We start from the raw sequence: 15248 nt of genomic DNA on the forward strand, positions 1-15248 counted from the left end.
AACGCAATAAGTTACTTCAAATCAAGTTATACATATAACCACTTCTATTTTTACAATCCACTAAGATACTAACAACAACTTTTTATCGTTATATGCATTACAAACTACTATGTTATGCTTAAACAATTTTTTTGGATGTGCTCTGGCGCAGATACCGATATTTTACAACAAAGTTCCAAATCTGAACAAACCAAATTTGCCGGTATAGGCGGTACCGTATTTTTTACAGCAGTAATGGCATTTATTGCCGCTAGTTATGCGTTATACACCGTGTTCGACAATTATTTTACGGCAATATTTTTTGGATTGGTTTGGGGATTGCTAATTTTTAATTTAGATCGGTTTATTGTTTCAACAATTAAAAAGCAGGACAATAAATGGAAAGAAGTATTACAAGCAACACCACGTATAATATTAGCAATTATAATTGCAGTGGTTATTTCTAAACCTTTAGAAATGAAAATTTTTGAAAAAGAAATTAACCAAGTTTTATTAGAGCAAAAAAACGATTTAACATTAGCTAATAAAGCACAAATTGCAAATCAGTTTACTCCAGAAATTACTACTATTCAAACAGAAATTGAGCAATTAAAACAAGAAATAGCCACAAAAGAAACCGAAACCAACGCTTTATACAACACTTATATTACGGAAGCCGAAGGAACGGCAGGAACAAAATTACTAGGAAAAGGACCTGTTTATAAAGAAAAACGAGACAAACACGATGCCGCTTTAGCCGAATTACAACAACTAAAATTAGATAACAAAGCAAAGATTACTGAAAAAGAAAGTCAAATTGCCTCTTTAACAATCTTACAAAAAGAACAAGAAACAACTACACAACCAATAATTGATGGTTTTGACGGATTAATGGCTCGTATTAACGCATTAAATGAACTGCCTTGGTTACCATCATTTTTTATTTTCTTATTGTTTCTAGCCATTGAAACTTCGCCTATTTTTTCAAAATTAATTGCTCCTAAAGGCGAATACGATTATAAACTGAATGATATTGAAAACGCTGTAAAAAGTTGGGTAACTCAAAAAGAAAACCAACGAGCCAATGTTTTAAAAACTGACACTACTTTAAATGAAGCTATTTATAACGACTTAGCTGAAGAAGATGAGTTGTACAACTACAAAAAGCAAAAAGCACGTGAGATTTTACAATTTCAAGCAGATGCTTTTTATAAAAGTCAGAAAAAAATTATTGGGTAATTGTAAAAGGTTTACACTTAATCTTCAATCATTTTTTTAATTTTTAGCGCTTTTTCAAAATGGTCTAATTTATTTGTCTTAATCCACCATTCAGCAACTTCCATCAATAACTCTGGATTCTCATTTTTGTTTTCAAAAAAAGCATAAAATGACAGTCCAACATTTGCTCCCTTTTTTTCAATTTTATTATTGCAAATAGCAATCATTTTTTGTTTAAAAGCTCTATCCATCTTATTATATTTACAACTACTAAATTAATTTTCTAACGGATAAATGGTAACACTATATCCTAACCAGTTTTGTAATTTATCATAGATTCGTTGTTGGTCTTCCTTAGAGAAGTGTTTAATTCGGGTGCTATGTGAGCCTTCCTTTAATACCATTTTTAAAGCATCTACATGTGGTTTTGGGTTTGGAGCACAAGCTCCCCAGGTGTCATATTCACCATAAATATAAAGTATTTTTTTTCCTTGATTTTCAACAAAATCTCTAACTTCTTTTATATAATTAGGATTGTAGGTTAAATCAACATTTTTTGGAGCAAACCTTAAATTTGTAGGTTTATCAACCACTTCTATTAAATCTTTTACTGATGTTGTATCAAAACCATAATACCCTAATTCGGTCATATGTTGGTAATAACTTGGCAGTAAATCGTAATAGGTTTTATCGTTATAAAAACTAATGCCAACAATTTTATTTATATAATCAAAAATATCTTTTGCACTTGCAGTTTCATTTGGGATATCATCACAACTTCCGCCCCATTGCCAAAACGAAAATGGAAATTCTAATACAGCATATTCCAAGGCTTCGTCGATAGACAACTCTGTAAAAGTCATTTCCTTTTCTTTAGCATACTTAAAAATTTCAATTAACATAGAATCTCTTTTTATAAGCGCTTGTCTTTGAAAATTTGTAATTTTTTCTCTGCATTTATCGCTTCCTACTGTTTTAATATGGGCTTCCGTTTTTGGATCTTCTTGTGTATTTATTAAAGGAGCAACATAAGGCACGGCTACCTCAACATCCCAAGGGTATTTAGATTTATAAATTAATACGGTTTCCCCTCCCTTACTAATACCTGTTGAAATCCATTTACCGGTGTATAATCGTTTAAGTTTTGTTACTAATTTATGGTAATCTTCAATAGCTTGGTCATTTTTTAAATACTGCCATTGAATAGAATCTGGACGTGATTTTCCATAAAAACGATATTCAACCTGAACTTGATTTCCTTTAAAAATTTTGGTTAATTCGTATGTTCTTGGAACTGCGTTATATCCTTCCGTTACAATTACAGTAGGTTTTTCTTCATTAATATGCGATAAATACACATAATGTTTAAAGGTTCCTGCCTCAGGATTTTTATGATCTAAAGGCTCATCTAATACAATTTGAAATGCTTTTGTAAAATGGTCTGTTAATTCCATTTTAGTAACCTCGGCATTTGGAAATAATTTTTCAATTTTTTGCTTAAAAGTTAATATTTCAACTGGTTCTAATTTGATGGTTTTACAACCTGCAATTGAAAAACTTATTAAAACAAAAAATAGTAGGGATTTATAAATTTTCATGTGTTTTTATTTATTTTTTTCTATCAATAGAAAAGGGCTCTAAAAATAAGGAAGTTTTTTTGCTTTAAAACCAATTTTGAAGAAAATTTACATCTTTTAATCCTATTCTAAAAACAAGTAATGATATAATATATTAAACTAGTTTCTTTTCTATGTACTCAGAATTCATGACTCGCAAAGCACCCATATATTTCATTTTAAAGCTTACCAAGTCACCCACTTTATATTTTTTTTTCGTTTTGCTTAAATCAACAACCAACATATCAGAACTAGCGCCAATAAAGGAAATATTTTTATCAACAGGAATAATGAATTCAGTTTTAGAAATATCTAAAAGCCCTATATCTAAAATTCCTCTGCTATGATTTCTTCCATAATCTTCCTTATTAATATCAATTGTTTCTCCCGATGGGTTTTCTTCTAAATCACCATAAGGGACAATAGATTTTTCGGTTATTTCAATAATTTCAGCAAAAAGCAAAAAAACATCATCCTTCATTTTTGGAACTGTTTTATTTGAAAATAAATCAACCCCGAAAAATAAGGTTTCTCCAATTCTAAAATGATTAACTCCTTTTGGAATTTGTTTTTTTAATAAAAGTGGGATCATAACGGAAGATCCACCAGAAACATAATCAATTTTTTTTCCAAATTTAGCTTCAATCAATTGCTCATATAAACTTAATTGAATTAATTTATCTTTGCTAGGCATTACCCCACTTAAACAATTTAGATTTGCTCCAATACCTGATACTTTAATGTTTGGCAACTCAAATACTTTTTTGTAAAACGCCATTAAATGCTCACCCAAAATCCCTTCACGTAGATCACCCAATTCTATCATAATAATAATTCGGTGGATTTTTTCTTGTTTTACGGCTTCTTCAGACAGCCATTTTATGGTTGTATACTCTGTATTAAAACTAACGTCAGCATATTTTACCACCTTAGCTATGCTTCTTTTTGCAGGTGGTTTTATATATACCGTTTCTTTTTTAGGGTTTATTGATTTTATCTTTTTTAAATTGGATAATCGAGCATCACAAACTTGTTCATCCCCTAAGGATAATACATATTCAAGATATGTTTTATTTCCACAAAGCATCTTTAATACAGGTGCCCATTCAATACCATTTTTTTTAAACAATTGTTGAAGATAACTGTAATTTATTTCTAATGATTTTCTGTTTAATGTTATATATGCCATAATTATTTAATCTTAAAAAATTAAACACTCTAATTTATTATGTTGTATACACCGAATTAAATAGCACATAATCCGTTGTTAAATCTGTTCCCCAACCTTTTGAATTGGCTTTCCCATTGTGAAGATCCAGCACGATTTTAAGATGCGATTCCCTCAATAGTTTTTTGATATAATTAGGGTTAAATTCCAATGGAATTCCCTGTTCCAACACTTTTACCGTTTTTTGATCAGAACCGATATATAAATCAATTTTTTCATAATCAAAAGGCAGACCCGCATTTCCTGCTGCACTAATAATCCTTCCCCAATTAGGGTCGCGGCCAAACATTGCAGTTTTAACAAGCGCTGAATCTGAAATTTTTCGAATCATTATTCTTGCGTACTCTTCTGTAGGAGCATTCACAATTTCATATTCAATAAACTTTGATGCTCCTTCCCCATCTGAAACAATAAGCTGCGCCAAATGAACCATCATTTCTTCAAGGTGCTTTTTGAAAATAGTATATCCTTTATCTTTTTTTGATTTTATGATGTCATTCTGCGCCAATCCATTTGCCAACACAATAACCATATCATTGGTAGAGGTATCACCATCAACTGTGATCATATTAAAGGACTTATCAACAGTTTCCTTTACTATTGTTTTTAAAAACTTAGGTTCAATGGCAATATCTGTAACAATAAATGCTAACATTGTAGCCATATTTGGATGAATCATTCCAGATCCTTTAGCAATTCCACCCATATTAATTTCACGACCATCAACTTCAAATTCCACAAAACCTTCTTTTGCAAAAGTATCGGTGGTTAAAATAGCATTTGCCGTAAATGACCCAGCATTGGATCTATTTGTAAGATTTTTCACATTTTCTCTAATTCCAGTCACTATTTCTGTGGTTGGAAATTTAACGCCAATTATACCTGTTGAAGCAACTAATACTAAGTCTTTGTCAATTTTTAATTCTTCAGCCAATGATTTCGTCATGGCCTCAGCACCTTCCATACCTTGTTTTCCTGTAGCTGCATTTGCATTTCCTGCATTAATTACAATAGCTTGAGCTATGCCGTCTGCAATATGTTTTTTTGATACCGTAACTGGCGCTGCAACTACTTGGTTTTGAGTAAACACAGCAGCCGCGCTTGCCGGAACTTTTGAAAACATAATGGCTAAATCCCTTTTCATAGACTTAACACCCGTATGTGCTCCCCAACATGTTATTCCTCTTACATTTGTTATATTTTTTATCATTTCAATAAATATTATTGTTTGTTAATTTTTTTAATTAAATTAAGGGTTTAACGGTATTAGGTTCAGTCCTTTAGTTTCTTCTAAGTTAAACATAATATTCATATTTTGAACTGCTTGTCCTGCCGCTCCTTTAATAAGATTGTCAATAACGCTAATAACAATCACCATATTGGTTCGCTTGTCATAGGTTACATATAAATCACAATAATTTGTTCCCCTAACATCTTTTATGGCTGGTTCCTGTTTTCTTAACCTAACAAAAGGCGCATTCGCATAAAAATCCGCATATAGTTCTTTCAGCTTGATTTCATCCATTTTTCCTGTAGGTCGTACATAAATAGTGGTTAAAATTCCACGATCTACGGGCAATAAATGAGGTGTAAATTGAATACATGTTTCTTTCTCTGAAACCTTATCTAATACCCCTTGCATTTCAATAGTATGTCTGTGATATTTAAGTCCGTACGCTTTAAAATTATCATTTACATTAGAATAAAGGTTTACTGTTTTTGCTTTTATTCCTGCGCCCGTAACACCTGTTTTTGAATCTACAATTATGTTATCTTCCTCAATTAAGTTAGCTTTTAATAAAGGTGCAAGTCCTAAAATAGCACTTGTAGGAAAACAGCCTGGATTTGCAATTAGATTTGCATCTTTAATTTTATCAAAAAATAATTCGGGACTTCCAAAGACTGCTTTTTCAATTCCTTCTGGAAAAATATGGTTTAGTTTATACCATTCTTCATAAACTTCCTTTGAATTCAAACGAAAATCGCCAGAAAGATCAATAATTTTAAAAGGTTTGTGTTTAAATCGTTTTACAAAATCCATGGAAACCCCGTGTGGCAAAGCAAGAAAAACGAGATCGAGTTCATAGTCATCTATTTGATTTATGGATACCAATTTTTGATCAGCAATTCCCTGTAAAAAAGGGTGAACATCAGAAAATAATTCTCCCACCCTGCTTTCAGAAGTAATCATAGTAATTTCAATATCTGGGTGATTCGTCAGAATCCGAACCAATTCTGATCCGGTATAACCCGTTGCACCTATAATTCCTATTTTCTTTTTAGCCATTTTCCTTTAATTCTTTTAAAGATTTTATTAATACATTCATTACCTTTTCCATATCTTCATAGCTAATGTTTAAAGGAGGTACCAATCGCAACACCTTATCCGCCGTGGCATTTGCCAACACCCCATTTTCAAGCATTTTCAACACCAAAGGCTTAGTTTCAAAATTAAATTCCACACCTATCATCAGTCCTTTTCCACGAACTTCTTTGATGTCTGGATTTTTCATTCCTTCAATTTTTGATTTTAGCCAATTTCCTTTTTCTTCAGCCTGTTGCAATAGATTTTCTGCTTCAATAACTTCTATTGTCGCCAACGAAGCTGCACACACCAATGGATTTCCTCCAAAAGTTGTTCCGTGATCACCAAATTCAATAGCTGAGCTCACTTTTTCATTTGAAAGAATGGCGCCAATTGGAACACCACTTCCTAAAGCTTTCGCCAACGTCATAATATCCGGTTCTACACCAAAATGTTCTTTTGCAAACATTTTTCCTGTTCGACCAATACCACACTGAATTTCATCGAAAATCAAAACAATATTTTGGTCGTCACAAAAGGCTCTCAATTCAATTAAAAAAGTTTTATCTACACTATTTACACCGCCTTCTCCTTGAATAGGTTCAATAATAATGGCTGCCGTATTGTTATCAGTAGCTTTTTTTATGGCTTCTATATTATTAAAAGGTACTTGTGAAAATCCCTGTGGAATTGGCTCAAACCCTTTTTGATATGCTTTTTTACCTGTAGCAATAGTTGCCATTGTACGTCCGTGAAAGGAGTTTTCAAAAGAAATAATAGTTCCTCCGCGTCCAATACTATGTGCATATTTACGTGCTATTTTAATAGCTCCTTCAACAGATTCAGCACCACTGTTCGTGAAAAATACCCTGTCTAAACCGGATAATTCCACCAGTTTTTTAGAAAGCATTACCTGTGGTTCACTCAAATAAAAGTTTGAAATATGAATTAATTTAGCTGCCTGTTCCTGAATTGCTTTTACCACTTTTGGGTGGCAATGGCCAACACTATTTACGGCAATACCTCCTAACATATCAATATATTCGTTGCCTTCCACATCCCAAATATGGGAGCCTTTCCCATAATCAAATGTTAATGGATAGCGTTTAAAAGTTTGTAAATAATACTTTTTATCAAGTTCGTTATATGTTTTATTTAGTTTTTTTGTCATTATTTATGCTTTAAAATTATACGCTGATTGCGGTTCCAACTTCTTTGTTTTCAAAAAGGGATACAATCTGCTCCGGAACTGTTCCATTTATTATTCTTGCCAGTTTAGCTCCTTTTTTTAAGGCAATTTCACAAGAATCTATTTTAGGAATCATTCCGCCCTGAATGCAATTTATTTCTTTTAAGTAATTTATTTTAGCTACTTTAAGTTCATTGATAATGGAAGCTGGATTGTCCTTATCAAGCATTAATCCGTCAACATCTGTTAAAATAATATATTGTTCTGCTGAAAGTGCCCCAGCTATATGTCCTGCAAAAAGATCGCCATTAATATTATAATCATTGCCCTTTTTATCAGATGCAATACAGGTGATTACAGGAATAAAATCATTTTTTAATAACAATTTGATTAAAGAAGTGTCAACACTTTCTGCATCGCCAACTTGCCCTAAATCTACCATCTCTGTTTTTTCATTTTTTGTATGCTTATGCAAACGTTTTTTTGCAGTTACTGTTTGTCCGTCTTTGCCTGATAATCCAACGGCTTTATGTCCCATTGCATTGATTATAGAAATTAGGCTACCATTTACTTTTCCTTTCAATGCCATTTCAACATATTCCATGGCCTTTGGAGTAGTTTTTCGTTGTCCATCAATAAATTCAGATTCTATATTCACTTCTTCCAAAGTTTGCTTGATAAAAGGACCACCTCCATGAACAATTACCACTTGGTACCCTTTTTCTTTTAAATCGCACATACTTTTAACTACTTGTTTTTTAAGCAGTTGATTAGTCATTGCATTTCCTCCGTATTTAAATAAAATCAGATGTTTTTTTGTCATCATTTTCTTTTTAGGCTTATATGCCATTATTATTATTTTGTGATAATTCGTGGAATATCTTTATCAATTCTTGAAAGAACTTCGTAGTTAAGCTGATCTGTTTGATTACAAAATGAAGATAATGGGATGTCCAAATCAGTACTTGATCCAATTAAAATAACTTCATCTTTTATAGTAATTGAATCGCTTGACGTTATATCTACCAGAAACATATTCATGTTAATTGTACCTATTACGCTATACCTGTTATTGTTAATGATAACTCTTCCTAAATTACTTAAACTCCTGCTATAACCATAACCATAGCCAATCGGAATAGAAGCTACTATAGTTTCGTTTTCTGCTAAATATGAACTGCCATATCCAATATATTCACCTTTAGATACATATTTTATATCCATTATATAAGATTTCCAACTTAATACTGGTTTTAAAGGATTTGTATTCATGTTATGTTTAGATATATATTTAATAAAAGCTTCTCTGCTTGGCCATAAACCATATTGTAAAATTCCTACTCTAACCATATCATAATTTTTGGTAGGAAATGCTAAAACAGCAGCGCTGCATGAGCAGTGAATTTGTTGTGGAATAATTTCTTGAGATTTAAAATACTTAATTGCCTTATTAAATACTTTTTGTTGATGTTTTACCCTAACATAGTTATTTAAACTCTCCGCACCGGCAAAATGAGTACATAAACCTTTTACTTTTATAAAATCTTTATTCGCGTGTACTAACTGAATAATTTGAACCCAATCTTTTTGATTAAATCCAGTTCGGTTCATTCCAGTTTCAATCTCAATATGTATAGTTAAAATCTTCCTTTTTCTCTTTGCTTTTGAAAGCATTTGTTTTAATCTTGCTAAATTGAAAACAAAAAATTCTATAGCATTATCAATAATCCAATCCTCATCATTACTATTAATGTCTCCCATAATTAGTACTGTAAAATCGTTTTTTGCGACTTTAAATACTTGTTTTGCTTCAAAAGAACTATATACAGAAAAGTGATTAACATTAAGTTCCTGCAGTAAAGGCACCATTTCTGTAATGCTATGCCCATAAGCATTTCCTTTTACTACAGATGATAAGGTTACAGATTTATCAATTAATGATTTTATTAAATCTATATTATTTTTTAATGCTGATTTACTGATTTGAATTACTGAACTATGCATACATTAATTTGATTATTGTGTAAAACATCTGCACCCCATAAGGTGTTATTTCATCAGGAAAATCATAATCTGGATTGTGCAAGGCTGGTGTTTGTACACCAGAACCTAACCCAAACATTGCGCCTTTAAATCGTTGGGTAAATGTTCCAAAATCTTCACCCCATTTAAATGGCGTTGGCTTTTTTATAATGTTAAAAGAATTAGATTCAGCTGCTTTTAAAATATAATCAACTGCCTCGTCATCATTCTTATTTGAATCAAATTCAAAAATCCAATCCAACTTGTGTTTAAGCTGATGTTTTTTACTAATATCTTTAACTATAGTCGTACAAATTTCTTTTAAATCATTTAACTGATTTGCAGTCCAGCAACGTATGGTAAAATGTAGTTCGGCATAATCTGCTGAAATTCCATAATCTTTAGATCCTAAAGTAGCATAAACAGTTGTAATCACCGTAAAGGTATCACTATCTAAATTATTATCAGCTAAAGATTTAATAGCAACTATTATTTCCTGTAACGCTAAATCTGGATTGATACCATTCTCTGGTTCTGCAGCATGAGATGTTTTTCCTTTTAAAGTAATTTTTAAACTTGTAACTGAAGGTGTAAATGAATTGTTTTTTACAATAATAGTACCTTTATCATAGTCCGGCACATTATGTAAAGAGAAAACAAAATCTGGTTTAATCGATTTAAATTTTTCATCTGCTAAAACTGATCTAGCACCATTTCCATTTTCTTCCGCTGGTTGAAATAATAAAATAATTTCCCCCTTTAAAAGTGGGTTTAATTTTAAAATTCTCGCCAAACCAATTAGTATGGTCGTGTGTCCATCGTGACCACACTTATGAGAAATTCCTGGATGTTGAGATTTATGTTCAAAAGTATTTTCTTCTTCAATTGGTAAAGCATCTAATTCTGCTCTAAAAAGTACGGTTTCGCCTTTTAATTGCCCCTTAAAAATAGCAGCAACTCCATGTCCCCCCAGTTCAGTTATAATAGTTATTGGATTGCATAGTTTTAACTCCTCAACAACGGCTTGGGCTGTTTGCTTCTCGTTATCTGATAATTCCGGAAATTGATGCAGTTTTTTTCGAAAATTTGTTAAATAATTTATTTCTTCAATAGCTGATGTATTCATCATAATAATTTTCTTTAGTTTATTTTTTAACGACTAAATACGTTAATAAAGATAGTGAAATCCCCAATAATATCGGATCGAAACCATATGGGATATTTACGCCCAAAAATGTTAAAATTAATGTAGAAGACCCTCCTGTTATCATGGATGATAAAGCTGCTATAGGTTTTCTTTTTTTTGATACTAGCACCCCTATAACAGGAATTAAAAGTCCCGAAACCATAAAGGAATAGGATAATAGCATAAGTTCTAGAACACTTTGCATTGTAGTAGCAATAATTATGGCTACTGCCCCAACCAAAAAAGTAACAATTTGAGAAACTCTTATAGATTTCTTATTAAGCTCTTTAAGTCCTAAAATATCTGTCACAAAATTACCAGATGCTGCCAACAAACAACTATCTGCCGTAGACATTATTGCAGAAAAATAAGCTGACAACATCAATCCCATTAGACCTACCGGCAATACATGCTTTAAAAGCAAGGGCATTCCCATTTCAGGGTCCATCCCAATTTCACTTTCAAATCCGTCAGAAATAAAAACTCCTTTTGCGGCCGCTACTCGTGCAAATAACCCAAGAATTACGCCCATAAATGCCATAATCGGGTATTCAAAAAGCCCTGCTATAAACCAAGCCTTTTTTGCTGTTTTTTCATCTTTGCAAGCATATATTCTTTGGTAAAGTGTCATTCCAACAAACCAAATAGGAACTATAATTACAAACCAATTTACTATTTGAACAAATGAAACATTTTGTAATGAAAAATATTTTTGAGGAAGTATTTTAACAATAGCTTCAAAGCCTCCTAAATAGCTATACGCAAAAGGAATCCCTATAAATATTAACCCTACCATTAAAATTATCCACTGAAAAGTATCTGTGTAAATTACAGCTTTCATACCCCCAAAAACAGTGTAAACAAGTGCTATACTTCCCATTATTAATAAAGCCTGATTCAAATCGAGCGAAGGAAATGTACCAACTGCTAATTTTGCACCTGCAAGAAATTGTGAGGAAGTAAATCCTAGATATCCAATAAAGGAAATAATACCGGCAACTAGCGCAACTGTAGTTCCATAATTGTGTTTTAAAAATTCAGGAAATGTTAAAAAGCCGTGTAAATTTCCTAATTTCACGACCTTTGGAATCAAAAAAACAGCGCTTAACCAAGCGCCTATAAGTCCAGTGAATAGCATCCAAGAACCCGAAATTCCCATTACAAAACCTAGCCCACCTAATCCAATTGAAAATCCTCCTCCAACATCTGTTGCAACAACGGACAAACCAACATGTAAACTGCTCATTTCACCGCCACCGATATAGTAGTCCTTTACGGTTTCATTTTTTTTGAAAAAATAAAATCCGATGCCCAAAACTGTAATCATGTAAACGGCAAAAACAACAATATCTAAAAAAGCCATAGCATTTAGAATTATTTTTTAAGCCGCATTTCTAAGTATTTGCTTTCAAAGCCTAATTTTTCATATAAAATCTTAGCAGGATTGTTTGGTTCTACATGCAGTGCGATATCGCCATCAGCTAATTCAATAGCTTTATTCATTAGTTTTTTACCAAAACCTTTACCTCTAGCATTTTCATGAACTGCAATATAAACAAGTATGTTTTCGGGAATATAACCTGACATACCAGTTTTGTTAACAATTGTAGCTCCCATTATTTCGCCATTTTCAACAAGAGCCAATACAAAACCTCCCAATTTTTCATTGGAATCCTTTACCGCAAAATCGAAACATTTGCCTATATCTATTATTTCATCACCATATTCTTGCAGGTGCTGAAATAAAAATGCAACAACTTCTTTCTTTTCTTTTTCGGTTGGTTTAGATATCTTGTTGAAAATTTTAAAATTGGCCATCTTATTGGTCTTCTTGATCTCGTAAATGTTGAATGTATGAAGCTTTTCCTTTTTGTTTTCTTCTTTTTACAGATTTTTTAGTGTACTGTTTATTCTCTCTTAAAAGATTTAGCAACTTTGTATTTCTTGTTTTTCTCTTATAACGCTTTAAAGCTCTATCGATATTCTCACCTTCTTTTACTGGTATTATTAACATATATGTATTTTAATTATTTTAGATTCTTGCTAAAATACGAAATAGTTTCTGTAGAAACAATTAATAACAGCCAAGGTTTAATTAATAAAATTATAATGACTGTACTAATTAATATAATTACACTTAATTGTCACAAATAACATATAGTTTTTCCAGCTCATTTTTAAGATTAATAAAAAATTTAAGTAGTAAAATATGAGCTATTATTTACTTAGAAGGATAGTCTTCAAAAGTTATTATTGATGAAGTATCAACCTCATCAACTTCCATAATATTAGTTAATATATCAATTCCATCAATAATTGTTTGTAATTTTTCTGGCGGAAGTGCTTGTAGTTTTTCACTTAATTTTTGTTGGAAAGTTATAGGTGCAGATTGAATTAAATTCATTCCGTGAGGGGTTAATGATATTATTGTCACCCTTTTATCTAAAGCTTTTGGAAGTTTTGCAACCAATCCTTTCTTTTCTAATCTACCTAAAATACCTGAAATAGTACTGGCATTTAAGTTTAAAAATTCCTTAAGCTTAGCTGCATTTGTCCTATAATCTTCTTGTTCAGCTAAATATTGTAAACATAATAATTGAGGGATACTTACACCTTGTTGTTTTTCAACTCGTTTACTTTCTAAATTAACTGAGCGAACAATTTTGCGTAATTTTATTAAAATATCAATAAAAGTCATTTTCAAAAATAACCAAAAAAATTTAACAGCTCTTAAATTCGTTATTGTTGATTGATGAGCGCCAATGCAAAAAAAATCTACTCATTTTTCACCTTATCAATATAATTATTAATTCTATGTTCCAAAATAGAAAGTGTAACAGTACCTTCTTCTAAAATAATTTCGTGAAATTCTCTAATATCAAATTTAGTTCCAAGTTTTTTTTCGGCAATTTCACGCATTTCTCGAATTTTTAATTCACCTATTTTATAAGAAAGTGCCTGTCCAGGCCACGAAATATAACGATCAATTTCTGTATTTACTTCGTGAAGTGATAAGGCTGTATTTGATTTTAAATACTCTATTGCCTGTTCTCTTGTCCAATTTTTTACATGAATTCCAGTATCAACAACCAACCTGCAAGCTCGCCACATTTCATACGTATATTTTCCAAATTTTTCATAAGGAGTCGTATAGATTCCCATATCATTTCCTAAAAACTCTGAATACAGCCCCCAACCTTCACCATAGGCAGATAAATATAAATTTCGTCTAAATTTTGGAATTTCATCACCCAATTCGCTATTTAAACTTATTTGTAAATGATGTCCTGGAACAGCTTCATGCAAGGTTAATGAAGGTAAAATATAAAGAGGTCTGCTCTTTAAATTATAGGTATTTACCCAATAATAACCAGGTTGAGTTTCATCACTTGGTGGATTGTATCTTCCTCCTGTGTATTTTGGTGCAATTACTTCAGGAACTGGAGCAACTCCATATGGTTTACGAGGCAATGTTTTGAAAAATTTAGGCAATTGCGCATCTATTTTTTTTGTAATATTTCGAGCTTCCTTTAATAAATTATCACCTGTTGTAGCATAAAATTGCTCATCTGTTCTCAAGAAAGTTAAAAATTCTGAAAAAGATCCTTTAAATCCAACTTCTTTAATAATTTGCTCCATTTCAGCTTTTATTCTGGCAACTTCCTTTAAACCAGTTTGATGAACTTCTTCTGCTGAAATAGTTGATGTTGTATAATAATTTACTCTATTTTGATAATATGCAGCTCCATTCGGCTGATTTGAAACTCCTCCTCTTTCTCTTGTTTCTAGAAAATATTCATTATCAAAAAAATCTTTAATTACTTTAAACTGCGGAATTACTTTTGTTTCAATTACAACCTTTGCAGCTGTTAACAAAGAATCTTTTTGTTCTTGCGAACTATTTGAAGCTAAATTTTTAAAAGGTGAATAATAAAAGCTATCTTCATAATTATCAACTATTTGAATATTATAAGTGTCTTCAAAATCGTTAAAAATTATTTTTGGTTGAGAAATCCCTTTTTCTAATCCAATTCGCATTAAAGAAATGTGCTGTTCAACAAATAATGGAAACGCATTTAATTTATTTAGGTAGTTTACAAATTGTTGATGCGTTGAAAAATCTCTAACCTGATAAGGCAAACTTGTATGAAAACCAGTATCTGATAATAACGGATTTAAAAAAGCTTCAAACTCATATAAATCAATATTTTCTTGAAGCACAAATTTTAATAATTCTAAAGATATTTTTTCTGATTCAGATAAATCTTCTAATTTAATTTTAGAAATCTCCTCTAATTCAACTTTAGCAAAATCCGCTTCTTCTTTGTAATACTGTTCAGTATATAATCCCAACGGAAATTCTTTTTCATCATAACCTTTATGATTTTCATAAGAATTGATACTAATCTGTAATTCTGTTGATGAAGAATTATCAGTTTCATTTCCAGATTTACAGGAAAATAAAGAAATTAATAATATAATAAACCCTGAAGCATTTTTCATAA

15 protein-coding genes are annotated in these 15248 nt (G+C 31.3%); 1 reads left to right on the forward strand and 14 read right to left on the reverse strand.

Annotated features, from left to right (window positions below; translation table 11 throughout):
• Positions 1 to 114 precede the first annotated feature (114 nt).
• Entirely contained in the window at positions 115 to 1218 is a 1104-nt protein-coding gene (locus CHB63_RS15785) for a DUF4407 domain-containing protein (RefSeq protein WP_089379447.1), read from the forward strand.
• 17 nt (positions 1219 to 1235) lie between these two features.
• Here CHB63_RS15785 and CHB63_RS15790 read toward each other — a convergent pair whose 3' ends face one another.
• The 14 genes from CHB63_RS15790 to CHB63_RS15855 all read right to left on the reverse strand — a co-directional run bounded on the left by CHB63_RS15790 (position 1236) and on the right by CHB63_RS15855 (position 15246).
• Positions 1236 to 1448, reverse strand: a complete 213-nt coding sequence (locus CHB63_RS15790) for a DUF6500 family protein (RefSeq protein WP_089379448.1) — start codon at positions 1446 to 1448, stop codon at positions 1236 to 1238.
• A 24-nt stretch (positions 1449 to 1472) separates the two neighbouring features.
• The gene (locus tag CHB63_RS15795) at positions 1473 to 2795 is read right to left on the reverse strand and encodes a S28 family serine protease (protein ID WP_089379449.1); all 1323 of its coding nucleotides are present in this window, start codon (positions 2793 to 2795) and stop codon (positions 1473 to 1475) included.
• Between the two features lie 133 nt (positions 2796 to 2928).
• Positions 2929 to 4002: an alanine racemase gene (locus CHB63_RS15800; protein ID WP_089379450.1), complete on the reverse strand. Its 1074-nt coding sequence runs from the start codon at positions 4000 to 4002 to the stop codon at positions 2929 to 2931.
• Positions 4003 to 4039: 37 nt separating this feature from the next.
• Complete coding sequence (argJ, locus tag CHB63_RS15805; RefSeq protein WP_089379451.1) at positions 4040 to 5251, reverse strand: bifunctional glutamate N-acetyltransferase/amino-acid acetyltransferase ArgJ; 1212 nt, start codon at positions 5249 to 5251, stop codon at positions 4040 to 4042.
• A 39-nt stretch (positions 5252 to 5290) separates the two neighbouring features.
• Complete coding sequence (gene argC / locus CHB63_RS15810; RefSeq protein WP_089379452.1) at positions 5291 to 6328, reverse strand: N-acetyl-gamma-glutamyl-phosphate reductase; 1038 nt, start codon at positions 6326 to 6328, stop codon at positions 5291 to 5293.
• Positions 6321 to 7517, reverse strand: a complete 1197-nt coding sequence (locus CHB63_RS15815) for an aspartate aminotransferase family protein (protein ID WP_089379453.1) — start codon at positions 7515 to 7517, stop codon at positions 6321 to 6323. Before CHB63_RS15815 ends, argC begins: the two co-directional genes overlap by 8 nt.
• Positions 7518 to 7533: 16 nt before the next feature.
• Complete coding sequence (gene argB / locus CHB63_RS15820) at positions 7534 to 8385, reverse strand: acetylglutamate kinase (RefSeq protein WP_217898425.1); 852 nt, start codon at positions 8383 to 8385, stop codon at positions 7534 to 7536.
• 5 nt (positions 8386 to 8390) lie between these two features.
• Positions 8391 to 9539, reverse strand: coding sequence for an alanine racemase (gene alr, locus CHB63_RS15825; protein WP_089379454.1), 1149 nt, complete (start codon positions 9537 to 9539; stop codon positions 8391 to 8393).
• Complete coding sequence (locus CHB63_RS15830) at positions 9532 to 10686, reverse strand: amidohydrolase (protein ID WP_089379455.1); 1155 nt, start codon at positions 10684 to 10686, stop codon at positions 9532 to 9534. Before CHB63_RS15830 ends, alr begins: the two co-directional genes overlap by 8 nt.
• Before the next feature lie 16 nt (positions 10687 to 10702).
• Positions 10703 to 12106 carry a sodium:solute symporter family protein gene (locus CHB63_RS15835; RefSeq protein ID WP_089379456.1) on the reverse strand — a complete coding sequence of 468 codons (1404 nt, stop codon included), beginning with the start codon at positions 12104 to 12106 and terminating at the stop codon, positions 10703 to 10705.
• Between the two features lie 11 nt (positions 12107 to 12117).
• Entirely contained in the window at positions 12118 to 12561 is a 444-nt protein-coding gene (locus CHB63_RS15840) for a GNAT family N-acetyltransferase (protein WP_089379457.1), read from the reverse strand.
• Position 12562: 1 nt separating this feature from the next.
• Complete coding sequence (rpsU, locus tag CHB63_RS15845; protein WP_089379458.1) at positions 12563 to 12757, reverse strand: 30S ribosomal protein S21; 195 nt, start codon at positions 12755 to 12757, stop codon at positions 12563 to 12565.
• 207 nt (positions 12758 to 12964) lie between these two features.
• The gene (locus tag CHB63_RS15850; protein WP_089379459.1) at positions 12965 to 13441 is read right to left on the reverse strand and encodes a MarR family winged helix-turn-helix transcriptional regulator; all 477 of its coding nucleotides are present in this window, start codon (positions 13439 to 13441) and stop codon (positions 12965 to 12967) included.
• A 77-nt stretch (positions 13442 to 13518) separates the two neighbouring features.
• The gene (locus CHB63_RS15855; RefSeq protein ID WP_089379460.1) at positions 13519 to 15246 is read right to left on the reverse strand and encodes a DUF885 domain-containing protein; all 1728 of its coding nucleotides are present in this window, start codon (positions 15244 to 15246) and stop codon (positions 13519 to 13521) included.
• Positions 15247 to 15248 lie beyond the last annotated feature (2 nt).

Source organism: Lutibacter flavus (genome assembly GCF_900188355.1).
In the GTDB taxonomy this organism is placed as follows: domain Bacteria; phylum Bacteroidota; class Bacteroidia; order Flavobacteriales; family Flavobacteriaceae; genus Lutibacter; species Lutibacter flavus.